Annotated in this window: 17 protein-coding genes; 5 read left to right on the top strand and 12 right to left on the bottom strand. The window is 71.7% G+C overall.

Features of this window, described 5'->3' with window-relative positions:
- Nucleotides 1-100: 100 nt before the first annotated feature.
- Nucleotides 101-1,897, top strand: coding sequence for a gamma-glutamyltransferase family protein (locus JOC24_RS16535; RefSeq protein WP_205021060.1), 1,797 nt, complete (start codon nucleotides 101-103; stop codon nucleotides 1,895-1,897).
- Between the two features lie 45 nt (nucleotides 1,898-1,942).
- Nucleotides 1,943-2,794: an inositol monophosphatase family protein gene (locus JOC24_RS16530; protein WP_205021059.1), complete on the top strand. Its 852-nt coding sequence runs from the start codon at nucleotides 1,943-1,945 to the stop codon at nucleotides 2,792-2,794.
- A 61-nt stretch (nucleotides 2,795-2,855) separates the two neighbouring features.
- On the opposite strand, the gene JOC24_RS16525 is transcribed toward JOC24_RS16530, so the two are convergent.
- On the bottom strand, nucleotides 2,856-3,692 hold the full coding sequence (locus JOC24_RS16525; RefSeq protein ID WP_239580528.1) for a nucleotidyltransferase domain-containing protein: 837 nt from the start codon (nucleotides 3,690-3,692) through the stop codon (nucleotides 2,856-2,858).
- Between the two features lie 86 nt (nucleotides 3,693-3,778).
- On the opposite strand from JOC24_RS16525, the gene JOC24_RS16520 reads away from it, so the two are divergent.
- Nucleotides 3,779-5,194, top strand: coding sequence for a phytoene desaturase family protein (locus JOC24_RS16520; RefSeq protein WP_205021058.1), 1,416 nt, complete (start codon nucleotides 3,779-3,781; stop codon nucleotides 5,192-5,194).
- A 4-nt stretch (nucleotides 5,195-5,198) separates the two neighbouring features.
- On the opposite strand, the gene ssuE is transcribed toward JOC24_RS16520, so the two are convergent.
- From ssuE to JOC24_RS16470, 10 genes are all read right to left on the bottom strand, one after another.
- Nucleotides 5,199-5,756 (bottom strand): NADPH-dependent FMN reductase, encoded by a 558-nt coding sequence (gene ssuE / locus JOC24_RS16515; RefSeq protein WP_205021057.1) that lies wholly within the window; start codon nucleotides 5,754-5,756, stop codon nucleotides 5,199-5,201.
- Between the two features lie 55 nt (nucleotides 5,757-5,811).
- Nucleotides 5,812-6,582, bottom strand: a complete 771-nt coding sequence (locus JOC24_RS16510) for an alpha/beta hydrolase (RefSeq protein WP_205021056.1) — start codon at nucleotides 6,580-6,582, stop codon at nucleotides 5,812-5,814.
- 52 nt (nucleotides 6,583-6,634) lie between these two features.
- Nucleotides 6,635-7,975, bottom strand: a complete 1,341-nt coding sequence (locus tag JOC24_RS16505) for an NtaA/DmoA family FMN-dependent monooxygenase (protein ID WP_205021055.1) — start codon at nucleotides 7,973-7,975, stop codon at nucleotides 6,635-6,637.
- Nucleotides 7,976-8,030: 55 nt separating this feature from the next.
- A complete protein-coding gene (locus JOC24_RS16500; RefSeq protein ID WP_205021054.1) occupies nucleotides 8,031-8,918 on the bottom strand; it encodes an ABC transporter ATP-binding protein in 888 nt (295 codons plus the stop codon).
- Nucleotides 8,915-9,832, bottom strand: a complete 918-nt coding sequence (locus tag JOC24_RS16495) for an ABC transporter ATP-binding protein (protein WP_205021053.1) — start codon at nucleotides 9,830-9,832, stop codon at nucleotides 8,915-8,917. Before JOC24_RS16495 ends, JOC24_RS16500 begins: the two co-directional genes overlap by 4 nt.
- Nucleotides 9,829-10,716, bottom strand: a complete 888-nt coding sequence (locus JOC24_RS16490; RefSeq protein WP_205021195.1) for an ABC transporter permease — start codon at nucleotides 10,714-10,716, stop codon at nucleotides 9,829-9,831. The genes JOC24_RS16495 and JOC24_RS16490 overlap by 4 nt, the downstream gene beginning before the upstream one ends.
- Before the next feature lie 2 nt (nucleotides 10,717-10,718).
- Complete coding sequence (locus JOC24_RS16485) at nucleotides 10,719-11,747, bottom strand: ABC transporter permease (protein ID WP_205021052.1); 1,029 nt, start codon at nucleotides 11,745-11,747, stop codon at nucleotides 10,719-10,721.
- Between the two features lie 32 nt (nucleotides 11,748-11,779).
- Nucleotides 11,780-13,351, bottom strand: coding sequence for an ABC transporter substrate-binding protein (locus JOC24_RS16480; protein ID WP_205021051.1), 1,572 nt, complete (start codon nucleotides 13,349-13,351; stop codon nucleotides 11,780-11,782).
- Between the two features lie 479 nt (nucleotides 13,352-13,830).
- Nucleotides 13,831-14,694 (bottom strand): DsbA family oxidoreductase, encoded by an 864-nt coding sequence (locus JOC24_RS16475; RefSeq protein WP_205021194.1) that lies wholly within the window; start codon nucleotides 14,692-14,694, stop codon nucleotides 13,831-13,833.
- A gap of 50 nt (nucleotides 14,695-14,744) precedes the next feature.
- Nucleotides 14,745-15,179 carry an RrF2 family transcriptional regulator gene (locus JOC24_RS16470; RefSeq protein WP_205021050.1) on the bottom strand — a complete coding sequence of 145 codons (435 nt, stop codon included), beginning with the start codon at nucleotides 15,177-15,179 and terminating at the stop codon, nucleotides 14,745-14,747.
- A 150-nt stretch (nucleotides 15,180-15,329) separates the two neighbouring features.
- On the opposite strand from JOC24_RS16470, the gene JOC24_RS16465 reads away from it, so the two are divergent.
- Both JOC24_RS16465 and JOC24_RS16460 read left to right on the top strand, forming a co-directional pair.
- Complete coding sequence (locus tag JOC24_RS16465) at nucleotides 15,330-15,842, top strand: cupin domain-containing protein (RefSeq protein ID WP_205021049.1); 513 nt, start codon at nucleotides 15,330-15,332, stop codon at nucleotides 15,840-15,842.
- A gap of 249 nt (nucleotides 15,843-16,091) precedes the next feature.
- Nucleotides 16,092-16,460, top strand: coding sequence for a nuclear transport factor 2 family protein (locus JOC24_RS16460; RefSeq protein WP_205021048.1), 369 nt, complete (start codon nucleotides 16,092-16,094; stop codon nucleotides 16,458-16,460).
- Here the strand turns inward: JOC24_RS16460 and JOC24_RS16455 are convergent.
- Complete coding sequence (locus JOC24_RS16455; RefSeq protein ID WP_205021193.1) at nucleotides 16,417-17,289, bottom strand: helix-turn-helix domain-containing protein; 873 nt, start codon at nucleotides 17,287-17,289, stop codon at nucleotides 16,417-16,419. The two genes, JOC24_RS16460 and JOC24_RS16455, sit on opposite strands and share 44 nt — an antisense overlap.
- Nucleotides 17,290-17,559 lie beyond the last annotated feature (270 nt).

The following is a 17,559-nucleotide window of genomic DNA, read 5'->3' as shown; positions in this document are numbered from 1 at the left end:
ACCGCCCGACCTCCCGGCCGGGCCCCGGCACCGGGTACGTACGATCCGAACCGCGCCACGGAACCAGAAGCCCAGCACGCCGTAGCAAGGAGCCGCACCCGTGTTCACCACCCGCCCCACCCTCCAGGGCACCTTCGGCATGGTGTCCTCCACCCACTGGCTCGCCTCGCAGTCGGCGATGGCCGTCCTGGAGGACGGGGGCAACGCCTACGACGCGGCCGTCGCCGCCGGATTCGTCCTGCACGTCGTCGAGCCGCACCTCAACGGCCCGGCCGGCGAGGTCCCGATGATCCTGGCGCCGAAGGACGGCGAGATACAGGTGCTGTGCGGCCAGGGCCCTGCCCCGGCGGGGGCCTCCGCCGCGCACTACCGCTCGCTCGGTCTCGACCTGGTCCCCGGCACCGGCCCGCTCGCCGCCGCGGTGCCCGGCGCCTTCGACGCCTGGATGCTGCTGCTGCGCGACCACGGGACCAGGACCCTCGCCGAGGTCCTGCGCTACGCGATCGGATACGCCGAGGACGGTCACGCCCCCGTCGAGCGCGTCGGCCTGACCGTGGAGACCGTCCGCGAGCTCTTCGAGACCGAGTGGCCGGCCTCCGCCGACATCTACCTTCCCGGCGGAAAGGCGCCCGAGCCCGGCAAGCTGTTCCGCAACCCGGCCCTGGCCGCGACCTGGCGCCGACTGACGGCCGAGGCCGAGGCGGAGGGCGGCGCGGACCGGGTCGCGCAGATCGACGCCGCCCGACAGATCTGGCGCACGGGCTTCATCGCCGAGGCGCTGGTCCGCCAGGCCGCCGTACCCACCATGGACACCAGCGGAACCCGCCACACCGGCACCCTCACCGCCGCCGACCTGGCCGACTGGTCCGCGACGTACGAGCCGCCCGCCACCTACGACTGGAACGGCTGGACCCTGGCCAAGGCGGCCGGCTGGAGCCAGGGCCCCGTCTTCCTCCAGCAGCTCGCCCTCCTCCCGGCCGAACTCCCGGCCTACGGCTCCGCCGACTACGTCCACCTGCTCGTCGAGGGCTGCAAGCTCGCTATGGCCGACCGCGAGGCCTGGTACGGCGACGCCGCCGAGGTCCCCGTCGACACCCTCCTGTCCGCCGCCTACAACGACGAGCGCCGCGCCCTGATCAAGGACAGCGCCTCCCTGGAGCTGAGCCCCGGCAGTCCCGGGGGCCGCACCCCGGTCCTCAGCGCGCACGCCCGCGCCGTCGCCTCCGGCCTCGACGCCGTGGGCGCCCCGGTGGCCGGAGCGGGCGAACCGACCGTGGCCAAGGACGGTGCGACCCGTGGGGACACCTGCCACCTCGACATCGTCGACCGCTGGGGGAACATGGTCGCCGCCACACCCAGCGGCGGCTGGCTCCAGTCCAACCCCGTCGTGCCCGAGCTCGGCTTCCCGCTCGGCACCCGGCTGCAGATGGCCTGGCTCGACGAGGGACTGCCGAACACGCTGACCCCCGGCCGCCGCCCCCGCACCACGCTGACCCCGTCCCTCGCCCTGCGCGACGGAGTCCCCGTCATGGCGTTCGGCACCCCCGGCGGCGACCAGCAGGACCAGTGGCAGGTGCACTTCTTCCTCGCCGTCGCCCTGCGCGACAGGGTTCGCGGCGGCCTCGACCTCCAGGGCGCCATCGACGCCCCGAACTGGCACAACGACAGCTTCCCCGGCTCCTTCTTCCCGCGCGGGATGCGACCTGGCAGCGTCACCGTCGAGGAGGGCATGGACCCTGAGGTCGTCGCGGAACTGCGCAGGCGCGGCCACGACGTCACCGTGGGCGACCCCTGGTCCGAGGGCCGGATGTGCGCCGTCGCCAGGGACCCGGAGACCGGCGTCCTGTCCGCCGCCGCCAACCCCCGCGGGATGCAGGGCTACGCGGTCGGCCGCTGACCACCTGCCCGGGGTGGCCCCGGCGGACCGTGCTTAGCTGGAGTCATGATCGATGACTTTCTGTACGGGACCGCCGGCCACGCCGGGCCGACGGCCGAGGTGGAGGCGGCGGTCCGGGCAGCGGCAGCCGCCGAGATCCTGCCGCGCTACCGGCAGCTGGCCGCACACGAGATCGTCGAGAAGAGCGGCCCGCACGACCTGGTCACCGCAGCGGACCGGCTGGCCGAGGAGCACCTCACCGCTTCCCTGACCCGGTTGCTTCCCGGCTCGGTCGTCGTCGGCGAGGAGGCCGTCCACGCCGACCCCGAGGTCTACGACGCGCTCGGCGGCGACGCACCCGTGTGGATCGTCGACCCGGTCGACGGCACCCGCCAGTTCGTTCGCGGCGAACCGGGCTTCTGCACCCTGGTCGCCCTCGCGTGGCACGGGGAGGTGTACGCCTCGTGGACCTACGCCCCCGTGCTCGACGAGGTGGCCGTCGCCGTTCGGGGCCGGGGCGCCACGCTCAACGGCACGGCTCTGCGGAGTGGTTCGCCCGCGCCCGGCGCGGTGCTCAAGGTGGCCATGTCCCACCCCGACTACACCTCCGACGCACAGAAGCGCGCCCTGCTGGGTCTGCGCACCGACGGCATCGACGCCCGCGCCTGCGGGTCTGCCGGCCTCGAGTACCTCGCCGTCGCGTGCGGTGCGCAGGACGCGGTCGCCTTCAACTGGGAGTTCGCCTGGGACCATGCCGCAGGACTCCTCCTGGTCACCGAGGCGGGCGGCGCCCAGTCGACACTCTCCGGTGTCCCGTACCGCATCACCGGCGGGAACGACCTGCCGTTCACCGCGGCCAGGGACGAGGCGACGGCGGAGCGGATCCTGGACGCACTGCGGGCCGGCGGGCAGGAGTAGGGCCGCCCCGCGTCCACCCTCGACGGCTCCAGGTCAGGCACCGTCCCGGCGGCGCCGCACCTCAGGCACCGCCGGCCGCGGAGCCGTAATCGAGCACGGCGCGCACATCGCGGACGACGTCGGCCGCCGCCTCCACCGCCGCCGCGTCCAGGCCGCGCAGGGCCGCGGACACCCGGTCCGCGAAGTCCGTCGGGGTGTCCGGCAGGGCGGCTGCGGAGGCGAGCGCCCCTTTCTCGTTGAGGCACCAGACCCGGTGATGGGCGTGCAGGGCCTGGACGAGGATCCCGAAGGCCTTCGACAGGCAGAGGGCGACATGGAGCGTGTCCCCGGACGGGGCCGACTTGCGCGCGGAGTCCACGGAGAACCCGGCCTCCCAGGCCGCGTCGACGAGCGCACGGCGCAGCGGCTCCGGGTAGACGCGCGTCTCCTGCTGAAGGCGCGTCAGCTCGCCGCGGGGGTCCTCCAGCACCCGGCCGACGGCGACCTCCCCCACGTAGCAGGGGGACCAGAACCCCAACGGGTGGCCGGGTTGCACCCCCACCTCGAAGCGGCCCGCCCGGCAGTCGGCCCACACGGACTCCACCCGGTCCAGATCGCGCAGGATCCAGTCGACGGCGACGCCGTCCACCGTCAGCCACGCGCCGCCGTTCACCCAGGGGCCCCATCCGCCGGGGCCCGCCACGTCGACCGGCGTGCCCTGTGCCTCGGACGCCGTCGCGGTCAGGGCGGACAGATCGAGGGCGCCCCGGTAGTAGACGCCGAGATCCCAGTCGGAATCGGGCCGGTGGGTTCCTCGGGCCCGGCTTCCGCCCAGGGCGACGGCCTCGACACCGGGCAGCCGGGTGAGTAGCAAGGCCATCGCGCCGATGGCGGGGGAGGGCACATATTCGCTGGTCATCGAGCTGGAGGATACCCGGGGGTCCGTCGTCGGCACACCCGAATATCCTGGGTTCCCCGGCCACCGGCTGACAAAGGAGTCCGAAGGTGCCAACGATGCTGGATGCCGTCGTCGTGGGGGCGGGCCCGAACGGGCTGACAGCCGCTGTCGAGCTGGCCCGCCGCGGCTTCGCCGTGGAGTTGTTCGAGGCCGGTGAGACCGTCGGGGGCGGCGCCCGCACCGAGGAGCTGACCCTTCCCGGCTTCCGCCACGACCCGTGTTCCGCCGTGCACCCGCTGGGCATCGGGTCCCCGGCCTTCCAGGCGATGCCGCTCGCCCGGCACGGCCTCGAATGGCTCCAGGCGCCGTTGTCACTCGCCCACCCCTTCCCGGACGGCTCCGCCGCGGTGCTCACCAGGTCGGTCGGGGAGTCCGCCATGTCACTGGGCCCACAGGACGCGGGCGCCTACCGCAGGCTGGTCGCACCCTTCACAGGCCACTGGGACACCCTCGCGCAGGACTTCCTGCGCACCCCGTGGGACGGACTGCCCAAGGACCCGTACCGCTGGGCGCGCTTCGGACTGGACGCCGTTCAGCCGGCCACGCTGCTCTCCCGGCGATTCCGTGGAGAGAAGGCGCGCGCTCTGATGGCGGGCCTCGCCGGGCACGCCATCGCACCCACCAGTGGCATCGCGACCGGTGGGATCGCCCTGCTCTTCGCGCTCGCGGCGCACGAGAACGGCTGGCCGGTGCCGCGCGGCGGCTCGCAGGCCATCTCCGACGCACTGGCCGCCCTGCTGCGGGAAGTGGGGGGCACCATCCGCACGGGCGTCGAGGTCAAACGCCTCGACGAACTCCCGCCAGCCCGCGCCTACGTCTTCGACACCTCACCGACCGCGCTCGCCCGGATCGCCGGACTCGGCGGCGCCTACGACCGCTACCGCTACGGTGCCGCCTGCTTCAAGATCGACTACGCGCTGTCGGGCCCCGTGCCGTGGACTGCGCAGGAGGCCCGGCGTGCCGGCACGGTCCATGTCGGACCCACCGCCACCGAGATCGACGCGGCCCTGCGCGCCGCGGGAGCGGGCCACGCCCCGAAAGTCCCCTTCCTGATCACCGCTCAGCCCAGCATCGTCGATCCGACCCGCGCACCCGAGGGCCGTCACGTCTTCTGGGTGTACGGGCACGTACCGGCAGGCTGGGAGGGCGACGCCACCGAGGCCATCGAGCGGCAACTGGAGCGCTTCGCCCCGGGTTTCCGCGACCTGGTGCTGGCCCGCGCGGTCGCCGGACCGCCCCAGCTCGCGGCGCGCAACGCCAACTACGTCGGCGGAGACATCGCCACCGGTGCGTTCGCCGGGCTCCAGACGGTGATCCGGCCCAAGCTCGCCCGCGTGCCGTACGCCACCGCGCACCCCGCCGTCTTCCTCTGCTCGTCGGCCACCCCGCCCGGCCCGGGTGTCCACGGCATGTCGGGGCATCACGCGGCGAAGGCGGTGTGGCGGCACCTGAGGGCGGCGTGAGCGTTCAGCCCGTGGGGGCCAGTACCGCCGTACGCCCGCCCAGAGCCCGGGAGAAGGTGTCGGTGACGTGGCCGAGGGCCTCGGCCGTGCCGGGGGCGACGGCCAGGGTGCCGTTCTCTCCGGTGGCGATGTCCTTGTCGAGCGTGAACCAGCCCGGGACGATGTGCGACGCCCCCATGGAGCTGAGCACGGGGCGCAGCGCGTAGTCGATGGCCAGTACATGGGCCGTGCTCCCTCCGGTGGCCAGCGGCAGCACGGTCTTGCCGGCCAGCGCGAACTGGGGGAGCAGATCCAGCAGCGTCTTCAGCAGACCCGAGTAGGCGGCCTTGTAGACGGGGGTGCCGATGACCACCCCGTCCGCCTCCTCGAACAGAGCCGTGGCCTCGACGACCGCCGGGTGCCGGAAGTCGGCCCCGAGCAGCGCCTCGGCGGGCAGGGTGCGCACGTCCAGCGGCGTCACCTCGTGACCCTGGTCCCGGAGCCGCTCGTCGAGGTGGCGCAGGAGCCGTGCGGTACGGGAGGTGGCGGAGGGACTGCCGGAGACGGACAGGATGCGTGCCATGGGAAAGCCTTTCTCTACGGGTCGGAAATGCGTGCGGTGCCGGGCGTGACAGCGGCTACCAGGTGCTCGACTCGACCGTGAGGACCGGCACCAGCCCGTTGCGCAGGGTCTCCAGGAAGGTGACGGCCTCCGCGGCGACCGAGCGGTGCTGCATGTCGTTCAGGACGTCGTGGTGGGCGTCCCGCACCACCGACAGGCGGGCGCGCGGCAGCGACTTCGCCGTTCGCACGAGTGCCTCGCGGTCCGCGAGCGGATCGGCGTCACCGAGGAGGAACAGCGCGGGTACGTCGAGCGCGCTGTCGTACGCGGCCGTGAGCAGCGCCTGAGGGACCTCCTCCTCGAGCGCGCCGCGCCGTATGCCGTCGTCCTCGGTGAGCGTGCCCCGATGGACGGGGCAGGCAGTACGCACGTCGAGCTCGTCCGCCCAGCCGCCTACGGCGGTCGCGCCGCCCCCGGGGACCCCCGCGAGGACGACCGCGTCGGGCCGCGCGGCGGACGGTACGCCGTCCCGGCCGAGGAGCGCCGCCACGGCGACCGCTCCGCTGTCCGCGCCCACCAGCACGAGGGGGCGTACGGCACCGTCCTCACCCGTGGCCGAGTCCTCGGCCGCAGCGGCGAGTTGTTCGCCGAAGCGGGTCAGCGAGCCCGCCAGGTCACCCCCGTCGAGGTCGGGGGCGTCGACGATCCGGACACGGTAGGCATCGGAGGCCAGCCGCCTGCCGAACCGGGTGTAGGTCGCCCGGGTCTCGCCGCGGCCGGGCACCACGACGACGGTGCCGCGCGTGCTCAGGCCCTCTGGGGCGTAGTGGTCGTCGTACTCGGTCATCTCGGACTCCTGCGTGCGTGTGCGTGCCTGCTCGGGGGTTTCGCGGACCGCGTCAGTCGTTCACGAGCTCGCGCTCGGAGGTGTGACGGTTCGCCGGGAGGGGGAGCCCGAGGTTGCCGCGCAGGGTGTCCGCCTCGTACTCGGTCCGGAACAGGCCGCGCTTCTGCAGGAGCGGCACCACGCCGTCCACGAAGCGGTCGAGGTCGTCGTTGTTCCTGAAGGCCAGGTTGATGCCGTCCAGGGTGCCCGCGTCGTACCACTGCTCGATGGTGTCAGCGACGGTCTCCGGAGCCCCGACGAACGGTGATCGGCGGAACGCGTTGACGGACTCGGCAACCTGACGCAGCGACAGGTGCTCCGTCCGTGCGCGCTCGATGATCTTCGCGGCACCTGTCCGGCCGCCCTTCTCCGCCAGGTGGGCGACGTCCGGGAACGGTGCGTCCAGGTCGTGCACGCCGAAGTCGTACGCGCCGAAGGAGCGGCCCAGCAGGGCGAGGTTGCTCGCGAAGTCGTTGTCCTCCTCGAAGATCTCCCGCTCGCGGCGCCGGGCCTCCTCGTCGGTCGCCCCCACGATCGGACCGCCGTGGATGAAGACCTTGATGTGGTCGGGGTCGCGCCCGTAGGCCGCGGTGCGCCTCTTGATGTCGGAGTAGTACTCCTGGGCCTGCTCCAGCGTGCCGCCCGGTGCGTAGATGCCCTCGGCTACGCGTGCGGCGAGGTCCCGGCCCTCGTCGGAGACCCCGGCCTGGAAGATGACGGGCTGGCCCTGCGGCGAACGGGAGATGTTGAGCGGACCGGCGACCTTGAAGTGCTCCCCGTCGTGGTTCAGCGCGTGCAGCCTCGACGGGTCGAGGAAGACGTCGCGCTCCACGTCGGCGGGGAAGGCGTCGTCCTCGTAGGAGTCCCACAGACCTCGGGCGACGTGTACGAACTCCAGGGCGCGGCCGTACCGCGTGGCGTAGTCGAGGTGTTCGTCGAGCCCGAAGTTCCTGGATGTACCGGTGTCGAAGCTGGTCACCACGTTCCAGCCGGCGCGTCCGCCGCTGATGTGGTCGAGGGAGGCGAACCGGCGGGCGAGGTTGAACGGTGAGTTGTACGTCGAGCTCGCCGTGCCGACCAGGCCGATGTTCCTGGTGTGGGTGGCGACGGCGGAGAGCAGGGTCAGCGGCTCCAGCCGGTTCAGGTAGTGCGACGGGTAGGTGGCGTTGATGAACTGGCTGTCGACGACGAACAGCGCGTCGAACAGGGCGTGTTCGGCGGCCTTGGCCTGCTGGATGTAGTAGTCGATGTCGATGCTGGCGTTCTTCGCGACGCCCGGGTCCTTCCAGAGGCCGTGCTGGCCGGGGCCGCCGACGCCGTACGGGTGCAGTGCGAGATGGATCCTGCGGGACATGGGGTGTTCCTCTCAGTGGTGCGGGAGACGTGGAAGGGGGCCGGACGCTGTGCGGTCAGCCGCTCAGCCGTGTGCGCAGGGCCTCGCGCTCGCTCCGGTCGGCCGTCCGCCCGTGCAGCGTCGGCGCCGAGCCGACGAGCAGGCGGGTGTAGACGTGCTGCGGGTGGTTGATGACGTCATGTGCCGTCCCCACCTCGACGAGCTCACCCCTGTAGAGCACGGCGATGCGGTCGGCTGTCCCGGCGATGGAACCGAGATCGTGCGAGATGAAGACGAGGGACGTACCGGAGTCGCGGAGCTCCTTGAGGATCTCCAGGACCTGGACGCGGTTGGCGGAGTCCAGGGCGCTGACCGGCTCGTCGAGGATGACCAGGGCGGGCTCGGTGACCAGGGCGCGGGCCACGGCTACCCGTTGCCGCTGACCGCCGGAGAGCTCTCCGGGCAGCCGGCTGAGCAGTTCCCCGGACAGGTGGACCCGGTCGAGGAACGCGCGGGCCCGATCGGCCGCCTCCTTGCGTGGTACCCCCTGGATGAGCAGCGGTTCGGTCAGGGAGTCCTCGATGGTGAGGTCCGGGTCGAGGCTGCGCAGCGGGTCCTGGAAGACGTACTGGACGACGCCCCGCCGACGCAGGCCGCGCCACCGGCGGTCGCCGAATGCGGTGACCTCCTCGCCGTCGACCCGGATCGAGCCGGCCGAGACACGCACGAGGCCGAGCACCGCGCGGGCCAGCGTGGACTTCCCGGAGCCCGTCTCGCCGATGACGCCGACCGTCTCCCCGGGGGCGATGCTCAGCGAGACGCCTCGCAGGGCGCTGCGTCCCCGGCGCCCCCGGCCGTAACGGACCTCCAGGCCCTCGACGGACAGGACGGGGGAGGGGGCCGTCTCCTCCCGCGTCTCCTCCTTGCGGCCGGTGGCCTTCGTCTCGGGTGACAGGGTGGTCATGACGCCTCCTCCGGGTCGTTCGGGGCCTGCGGGGCGAGGAACTTGTCCAGGCCGTACTGCTCGTGCTCGGTCATCAGCAGCCGGGTGTACGCGTGCTGCGGGTCGTGCAGCACGGACCGCGTCGGGCCCTGTTCCACCACCTCGCCCTGCCGCATGACCAGGACTTCGTCGCACAGCTGGGCGACGACGGCCAGGTCGTGGGAGACGACGAGGAGCGCCATGCCGGTGCGCTCGCGCAGTTCGGCCAGCAGGTCGAGGATCTCGGCCTGGACCGTGACGTCGAGTGCCGTCGTGGCCTCGTCGGCGATGAGCGCGCGGGGTTCGACGGCGATCGCCGACGCGATCAGGACGCGCTGGAGCATTCCCCCCGACAGCTCGTAGGTGTACTGGCTGTAGACCAGCTCCGGGTCCCGCAGCCGTACCGTGCGGAGGAGTTCGAGTGCCTGCCGTCGTGCCTCGCGCCGCTTCACGCCCTTCTTGACCCGGATGACCTCGGCTATCTGGGCGCCCACACGGATCGACGGGTTGAGATAGGACGCCGGGTCCTGGAAGACGGCGCCGACCGTGGTGCCCCGCAGGGCCGCCCACCGACGGGGCGTCAGGGTGGCGATGTCGGTGCCGTCGATCTCGACGGATCCACCGGAGACCTCGAAGTGCGGCGGCAGGATACCGAGCACGGCACGGCAGGTGAGGGTCTTGCCGCTGCCGGACTCGCCGACCATGCCGACCGCTCTGCCCGGTGTGAGCTCGAAGTCGATGCCGTGGACGATCTCCCGGTCGGTGACGCGGTCGCTGATGCGCACGTCGCGCACGGCGATGACCGGTGGATCGGTGGGAGCGGCCGTATCGGCGGCCCCGGTGTCCGCGGAGGCCTCGGTGCGGTCGAGGGCGGTGTGCTGGGACAGGGTCGTCATCGGGGACCTCCCGCGGAGAGGGGGGCGGATGCGCCGGAGCGGGCCCGGGCCTTGCGCCGGTTTACCAACGCCCTGCCCGCTTCACCGGAGACGTCGCGGATGGCGTCGGCGAGCAGGTTGCACGCCCAGACGGTGATCATGATCAGCAGGGCGGGCGCCACCGGGGCCCAGGGCTGGTGGCTGAGGTAGCCCAGGTCGGAAGCGAGCAGACCGCCCCAGGTGGGAGCCGGGGGCTGGACGCCGATACCGAGGAACGTCAGGCTCGATACGATGACGAAGCCCACGCCGATGGTCTGGGCGAGCGCGACCGCGATCGGCGGGAGCACCTTGACCCAGACGTGGCGGCGGGCGACCCAGCCGGTCGAGGCGCCGGAGACGATCGCGGCCTCCACGTACGGCGAGCGGGCGACGGCCAGGGTGGCCGCCCGGGAGACCCGGTAGAAGAGCGGGGAGACCAGTGCGCCCGTGACGAGCATGGCCTGGGTGATGCCGTTGCCGAGCAGCGCGATCACGGCGATGGCGAACAGCAGGAACGGCAGGGCGACCAGGGTGTCGGCCAGACGGAGGGTCAGCCATTCGAAGACACGGCCCGAGTAGACCGACAGGATGCCGGGGACCGCGCCGACGGCCAAGGCCATCAGCGCGACCTCCAGCGATCCGAGCACGCTGACGCGTGAGCCGTCCAGCAGACGGCTGAACACGTCACGGCCGAGGTAGTCCGTCCCCAGCCAGTGGGCGCCCGAGGCCGGAGCCAGGGTGTTGTCGCTGGTCGCCAGGGGATCCTGCGGGGCGAGCCAGGGACCGCAGACGGCGAGGAGGGCGATCAGCACGAGGATCGCCACGGCGATCCGGCCGGATGTGAGTGAGAGGACGCGGCGCACCATCGTCATACCCCCCGCCGGGATGCCGGCATCACACGCGCCAGCACCAGATTGATGATCAGGTTGAAGGAGACGACCAGCACGATCGACACCACCAGCACGCCCTGCACCGCCGGTACGTCACCGGCCTGTGCCGAGTCGTTTGCGAACCGGCCGAAGCCCTGGAGGCCGAAGATCCACTCCGTGACCACGGAGGCGCCGACCAGTGCCGGGAACTTCTGGCCGACCGTGGCCAGGGCGGGCCCGAGGCCGTTGCGCAGGACGTGGCCGAAGAAGATCCGCCGTGGGCTCAGGCCCCGCACCACCGCGCCCGTCACGTAGTTCTCCCCGTACGCCGCGATGAGGCTGGACCGCAATTGGCGGGCCACGTCGGCGATGACGTCGAAGCTCAGCGCGAGCGCGGGGAGCGTGATGTGGGAGAGCCAGGGGCCCACGCCCTGCTCGGCCGGGATGTAGCCGGCCGAAGGGAACAGGTCGAGCCCCACCGCGAGGACCGCCACCAGCACGATGCCGACGACGAAGGCCGGCATCACCGAGATCACGGTGACGAACCCCGTGATCGCGCGGTCGACGACGGTGGTGCGCCGGAGCGCGGCCACCGTTCCGAGGACGAAGCCTACGACCACGCCGATGACCAGCGCGAAGGTCGCGACCGAGAGGCTCACCCCCAGTCCGAGGCCGATCAGCGTGGAGATGTCGGCCCCGTTGACCCAACTGGTACCGAGCTGTCCGTGCAGGACATCGGTGAACCAGTCCCAGTACTGGGCCAGGAAGGGCTTGTCGAGCCCCCACTCGGCCTCGATGCGCTGGATCGCCTCCGGCGTCGCCTCCTCGCCCAGCTGGATCCGCGCCGGACTGAGCCCGCTCATGGACCGCAACGCGAACGTCACGAAGGTCGCCACCAGGAACACCGGCACGAAGATCGCGACCGACCGGCCCAGGGCGGCCGTCACCCGCCCCGCCGCATGCCGCGCTCCGGCCGTGACGAGCAGGCGGCGGCGCTCGGGAATGACCGCCGGTGTGGTCGTCTTCATGGGCCTGCCCCCTCTCTGGAGTGGATGGATGGTCAGGAGCCGCCGGCGATCTTCACGCCGGTCCAGTCGATGTGTGCGGGGTTCTTCGGCAGGTCGGACACGGCTTTGTTCTTGGCGAAGAGGTTGGGCGAGGAGAAGGTGAAGATCAGGGCCTTGCTCTCCAGGCCCGTGCGCGTCGCCGCCTGGAGGAGCTGTGCGTGGTCGGGGGCGTCCAGGGGCGTCCGACGGACCTTGGCGACCGCCTCCTCGAAGCCCTCCGGCTCATAGGGACTGCTCAGGTTCAGCGGGCCGTCGGGGCCGAAGTGGGCGGTGAGGGTCTGCACCGCGGAGTCGCGGCCCGTCGTCGAGTACAGGGAGAAGGCCAGGTCCTTGGCGAAGAACGGCGTGGCCCAGTTCTTGTCGATCTTGATGGTGACCTTGATGCCCACCGCGGCCAGCTGCGACTGGACGATCTCGGCCTGGGCATCCTCTGCCGGGATGACCAGGTTCAGCTTGATGTCGCCGGGCTTGTGACCGGCCTCGGCGAGGAGCTTCTTCGACTTCACCGGGTCGTAGGGGTAGGCGTTCTCCGACTCGGAGTCGTAGGCGACGTAGCCCTTCGGGAACGGCTGGTCGGTCGCCTCGCCATGTCCGAACGTCAGCTTGTCGACGAACTCCTTCCGGTTGACCGCGTGGCGGAGCGCGTCGACGACCCTGTCGTCGTCGAAGGGTGCCTTGTTGACGTTCAGGCTGATGTTCGAGGCGTTGAAGCCGGGCTGCGAGAACACGTCCAGGCCCGCCTTGTCGGCAGCGGCGGCCTGGCTCGGGTCGAGGTCGGCGAAGTTGTAGACACCGGTCTGAAGCCCCGAGACGACCGTGGAGGCGTCGGGAGCGGACACCAATTCGACGTTGTCGATGTGGATGTTCTTCGCGTCCCAGTAGTCGGGGTTCTTCCGCAGGACCGCCTTGGTGCCCGGAACCAGTCGGTCGATGACGAAGGGGCCTGCGCCGACCGGGTTCTGGTCCAGCTTCGTGGGGTTCACGGCGGCCTTCGGGCTGGCGATCTGCAGGACGCGCTCGCCGAGCAACTGCGGTATCTGGTAGTCGACCTGAGTGAGGTCGAGTGTGGCGTCCAGGCCATCGGCCTCGACGGAACCGATCGATGTCAGGTCACCGAAGAGCGCGGAGTTCTTCTGCTCCTGCGCACGCTCGATGGCGGCCTTCACGGCTGCGCCGTCGACGGGCTCGCCGTCGCTGAACTTCAGCCCGGGACGTACGTGGAAGGTGATCCGGTCGCCCTTCTCGTTGTACTCCCAGCTCTCGGCGAGGTCCGGAACTGCCTTGCCCGTCTCGTCGGTGCGGGTCAGCGAGGCGTATACGAGAGCGAGTTCACGGAACTGTGCGCCGCTTCCCGATACCACCGGATCCCAATGGCCCGGGAAGTAGGAGGAAGCCCATTTGAGGGTGGCGCCGCCGGCCGACGACGAGGCAGCGCCGCCGCAAGCGCTCAGAGCCGGGACGAGCAGGGCGACAAGAGCGGTTCCGAGGGCGGCGACCCTCAGGCCGCCCGCCCGTCGGGCCGACCGGACGTCCGGTCGGTTGCGGATCGTGAGTCGTGCGGACATCTCGTTCTCTCTGATGGGTCCCGACCCGAAGCGGGGAAGGAGGAGGCGGGGGAGCGCGGGCAAGAGTGCGGGGCACTCGTACGGAACCGTCGTCGCGCATGCGGGCATGCGTCGCCGAGGTGGCGCCACACGGCCGGGCAGGAGCAGCCCTGGGCGGGGCGTCGCGTGACGAACGACCCGTACGGGGACGCGGAGGAGGAAAGCACGACGGGAGGCGGAGAGCCGGCGCGGGGGACAGGCGCGGATCAGTGGACCGGCGGGCGGTCGGTGCTGTCGCCGGAGGTCGGGGCGGCGCCTGTGGAACGGGGGTGCTGGGCGGTCAGCGACAGAGTGCGCTGGAAGTGCGCCGCAGGTCCACGTAGCGGCACACCACGCCGGGGTGCGTCGTGAGCATGGGCATATCCTGGTGGCAGCCGTCCGCGCCTGTCAATGGACACTCATTGGTGTCTCATTCAGCGGGACGGTGCTCAAATCGCAGCTCAGGGCGCTGCGGAGGGGCCGGTGGGCATGGCCGGGTGCGTCGACGCCTCGTCAGGATGCAGCCACAGGGGGCCGTTTCCGGTCCCCAGCGGGACTGCTCCCGGCGGGGGCCACGCCCCTTCCGCCAGCAGGTGGCGCTCCGGTTCGGTCAGGCTCCCGTAGCGCTCCAGCGCCTCGGCCGGGGAGAGCGGCGCGGAGGAGTCCAGAAGCCCCGGGCAGAGCTCGTCGACGGCCGCCGCGTAAGCCTCGTACGGCTGCCAGCCGGGGATCGCGCGGTATCCCGACGAGGCGCGCAGCAGAAGTGTCGGCAACGCGTAGCGGTACCCGCCCTCGGACGTCTCCTTCGCCGTGCCCGGATGCGGCGATGCGCTGCGCGCGGAGAGGACCTCGGGGACCGGCCGACGTGCCTCCGCGCGGTCGGCGCGCACCCGCTCCAGCACGTCCGGCGAGGCCGCGTCCGACCGCAGCCGGTCCGGATCCAGGCCCGGGACGCCGTGTGTCGCCGTCATCGCGGCATCCAGGGTGTCCGCCGGCTCACCCAGTACGAAGACGGTCTCCCGCAGTCTGCGCAGGACCCGTTCGGCCACGTCGACCCCCTGGAGCTCGGCGGCCCCCGCCACGAGTGACGAGGGCCAGGAGCCGGCCGCGACCCGGCTCAGCCGGGCCGCCCGTGGAGCCTGGGTGTGCGCGCAGATCCTCTCGACGTAGCCCGCGTAGTAGGCGGTTTCGGCCGTCGGATCGGGAGCCGGGTCGTCCTCGTCGTCGAAGAGGATCGCGTACGCCCGCCGCCAGCGGACCCGGCCGGCCAGTGCGGTCCTGAGCCTGCGGAAGGCCGGTTCCGACCCCCAGGCCCAGGGGCACATCGGGTCGGTGTACTCCACCACCTCCACCGCCGGAGTATCCGCGCCGCCGCTCACGCCGCACCGATCGCGGACGGCTGTTCGCGTGCGGGGGCGGGCAGCAGCGCGGCCAGCGTGAGCCCGCCGAGGACCGCTGCGGCGTCCGACTCGAGTCGCCTCCACACCGCGGGCAGCCCCTCGGCCGGGCCGGGGTAGTCGAGCCCGGCCAGCGACTCGCCCCGCAGCGTGATCAGCTCGCCGTCGACGGCGCGTACGACATCCAGCAGGGCGATCTCCCCGGCCGGTCTGCCGAGCCAGTAACCGCCCTCGCAGCCACGCTGACTGCGCACCAGGCCGGCCCTGCGTAGTTCGCCCACCACGGATTTAAGGAATCTGAACGGAATCTCCTGCGAGGAGGCGATGGCTTCGCAGGAGAGCGGACGGCCGGGATCACTCGCGAGCTCCAGAAGGGCGCGCGTGGCGTAGTCCGCCTTCGCGGAGATATGCATGCTCACATCATGCCCCCACGCCGGGCCCGGGTGAGGCTCCTCCGGTCGTTCCGCTCCTGGTTCCGTGTGCTGTTGCGGGAACATTGCCGCAGGTGAAAGGGAAAGGACACCTCTTGACATCCTTTTCGGCGCCGACCTAACGTCCCCGTCATGAGCGAGCCGTTGACGACCCCCGGAGAGGGGTTCCACCCTCACCTCCACGAAGCCCCGGGCCGCCCGGCGGCGCCCCTGCGTACCCGCCTGCACCACATCCGCGCGGACGCGCTGGACGGCGACACGGCGCAGACCGGCGGCATGCGCAGGTTCAGCGCCGTGAGCGGGAGGACCGTCGGTTCCGAGAAGCTGTGGATGGGCCAGACCCACGTGGCCCCCTCGACGGCGTCCTCCGACCACCACCACGGCGAGTCCGAGACGGCCATCCATGTGATCAGCGGACACCCGGAGTTCGTCTTCGTGGACGACTCGGGGGACGAGCCGGAGGAAGTGCGGCTGCGCACCTCTCCGGGCGACTACGTATTCGTTCCGCCGTTCGTCCCGCACCGCGAGGAGAACCCGGACCCCACCGAGGAGGCCGTGGTGGTCATCGCCCGCAGCACCCAGGAGGCGATCGTGGTCAATCTGCCGCGCCTGTACGCCCTGGGATCCGACGCGAAAACCGGCTGACCGACCGCGCCCGGCTGTCCCGTCGTCCTGCGGCGGCGCAGGCCCGGGCGGCTCGGTACGGGCCCGGGGATTACCTCAGCGGTAATCGACCCCCTGCGACGCGTCCGGCACGCTGCGGATACGCAGGGCAGGGCGGCAGGCGGCCGGTGGGCCGCCGTCCCGCCAGGCTTCCCGCCGTAGGGGCGGGAAGCGCGGCCCTGTCGCGGACGCGCCGCCCGGGTGCGCCCGTACCGACGAGAGGACACCGCCGTGACCATCCACGAGGACGCCGTCGAGCGCTACTTCGCCGCCTGGAACGCCACCACCCCCGAGGACCTGGCCAAGGCGGTCGCCTCGGCGTTCACCGAGGACGGCACCTACACCGACCCGTTGGGGGAGGCGAAGGGCCATGACGCTGTCGTGGCGGCGATCGCCGGCGCCCACCAGCAGTTCCCCGGATTCGCGTTCGAGCTCACCGGGACACCGGACGCGCACCACAACCTGGTGCGCTTCACCTGGGACCTGGTCTCCACCGCCGACGGATCCGCTCCCGCAGCCGGCTTCGACGTGATCACACTCGCCGACGACGGCCGGATCACAAGCGTCGCGGGTTTCCTGGACCGCCTGCCGGGGGCGTGACTCCTCCCTCTCGGGCCGCCGCTCGAAGAACAGCCGCCGTCTCCGGGTCCGCCGGCAGGAACGTCTCGATGGCCAGCTCGGAAACGGTCACATCCATCGGGGTGTTGAACGTCGTGGCCGTCGAGATGAACGACAGCACCTGCCCGCCCGCCTCGATCCGGAGCGGCAGCGCGTACGGATGAGCAGCGGATCCTGGCTCATCCGTACGCCCGTCCGGACCGGGGTGGGCGGCGTCGGCCGGTGCCGGATAGGAGGCGACCTCCTCGTACAGGCCGCGCAGCGCGTCCGAGGAACGCAGCGTGGCCTGCCGGTCCATACGTTCCAGCAGGTGGGCACGCCACTGGCCCAGATTGCGGATCCTGGGGGCCAGGCCCTGCGGGTGAAGCGTCAGGCGCATGGCGTTCATGGGCGGCTGCAACAGGTGGTCGGCCACCCCTTCGAGCAGCATCTGCACGCCCTTGTTGGCGGTCACCACGTCGTACATGCCGTCCATCACCAGGGCGGGGAACGGTTCGTAGGCGGTCAGCAGCTGATCCAGGCCGGCCCGAAGTGTTGTCATCGCCGGCGCGGTCAAAGACGTCTCCGGGTACGAGGGGGCCCAACCCGCAGCCATGAGCAGCGAGTTGCGGTCCCGGACGGGAACGCCCAGCTGCTCGGCCAGATGCAGCACCATGGACCGGCTCGGTGTGGACCGGCCTGTCTCGATGAAACTGATGTGGCGCGCGGAACTGTCGGCTCGCAGGGCGAGTTCGAGCTGGGTGACACCCCGCAGCTTGCGCCAGCCCCGCAGCATGCTCCCGACGTGCACGTCGTCGACCGTCCTGGTCATGGCAGTCGTCATGGTCAGGACCGTATCCGAATCCGGACGGGAGCACTCGGGGAAGGCCGGAGCCGTGCCGGGGGACGCGCTTCACGGCGTACCAGGCCACGCCTTCGGACGGGCCTGCCGGTCGGGCCGGCAGGCAGGAACGCCACCGTGCCCCTTCCTGGGGCAGCGGGTGGTACCCCCCGGTGCCCCCTGAGGACAGCGCGTCGCCACAGCGGGGGGACAGCGGGATGGGCTGATCGGCCGTTCACCGGTGGGATGGTGACAGACCGC

Source organism: Streptomyces sp. HB132, from assembly GCF_016909575.1.
GTDB lineage: Bacteria > Actinomycetota > Actinomycetes > Streptomycetales > Streptomycetaceae > Streptomyces.
Note: the sequence above shows the minus strand (reverse complement) of the source record. Positions and strands in the feature narration are given on the sequence as shown.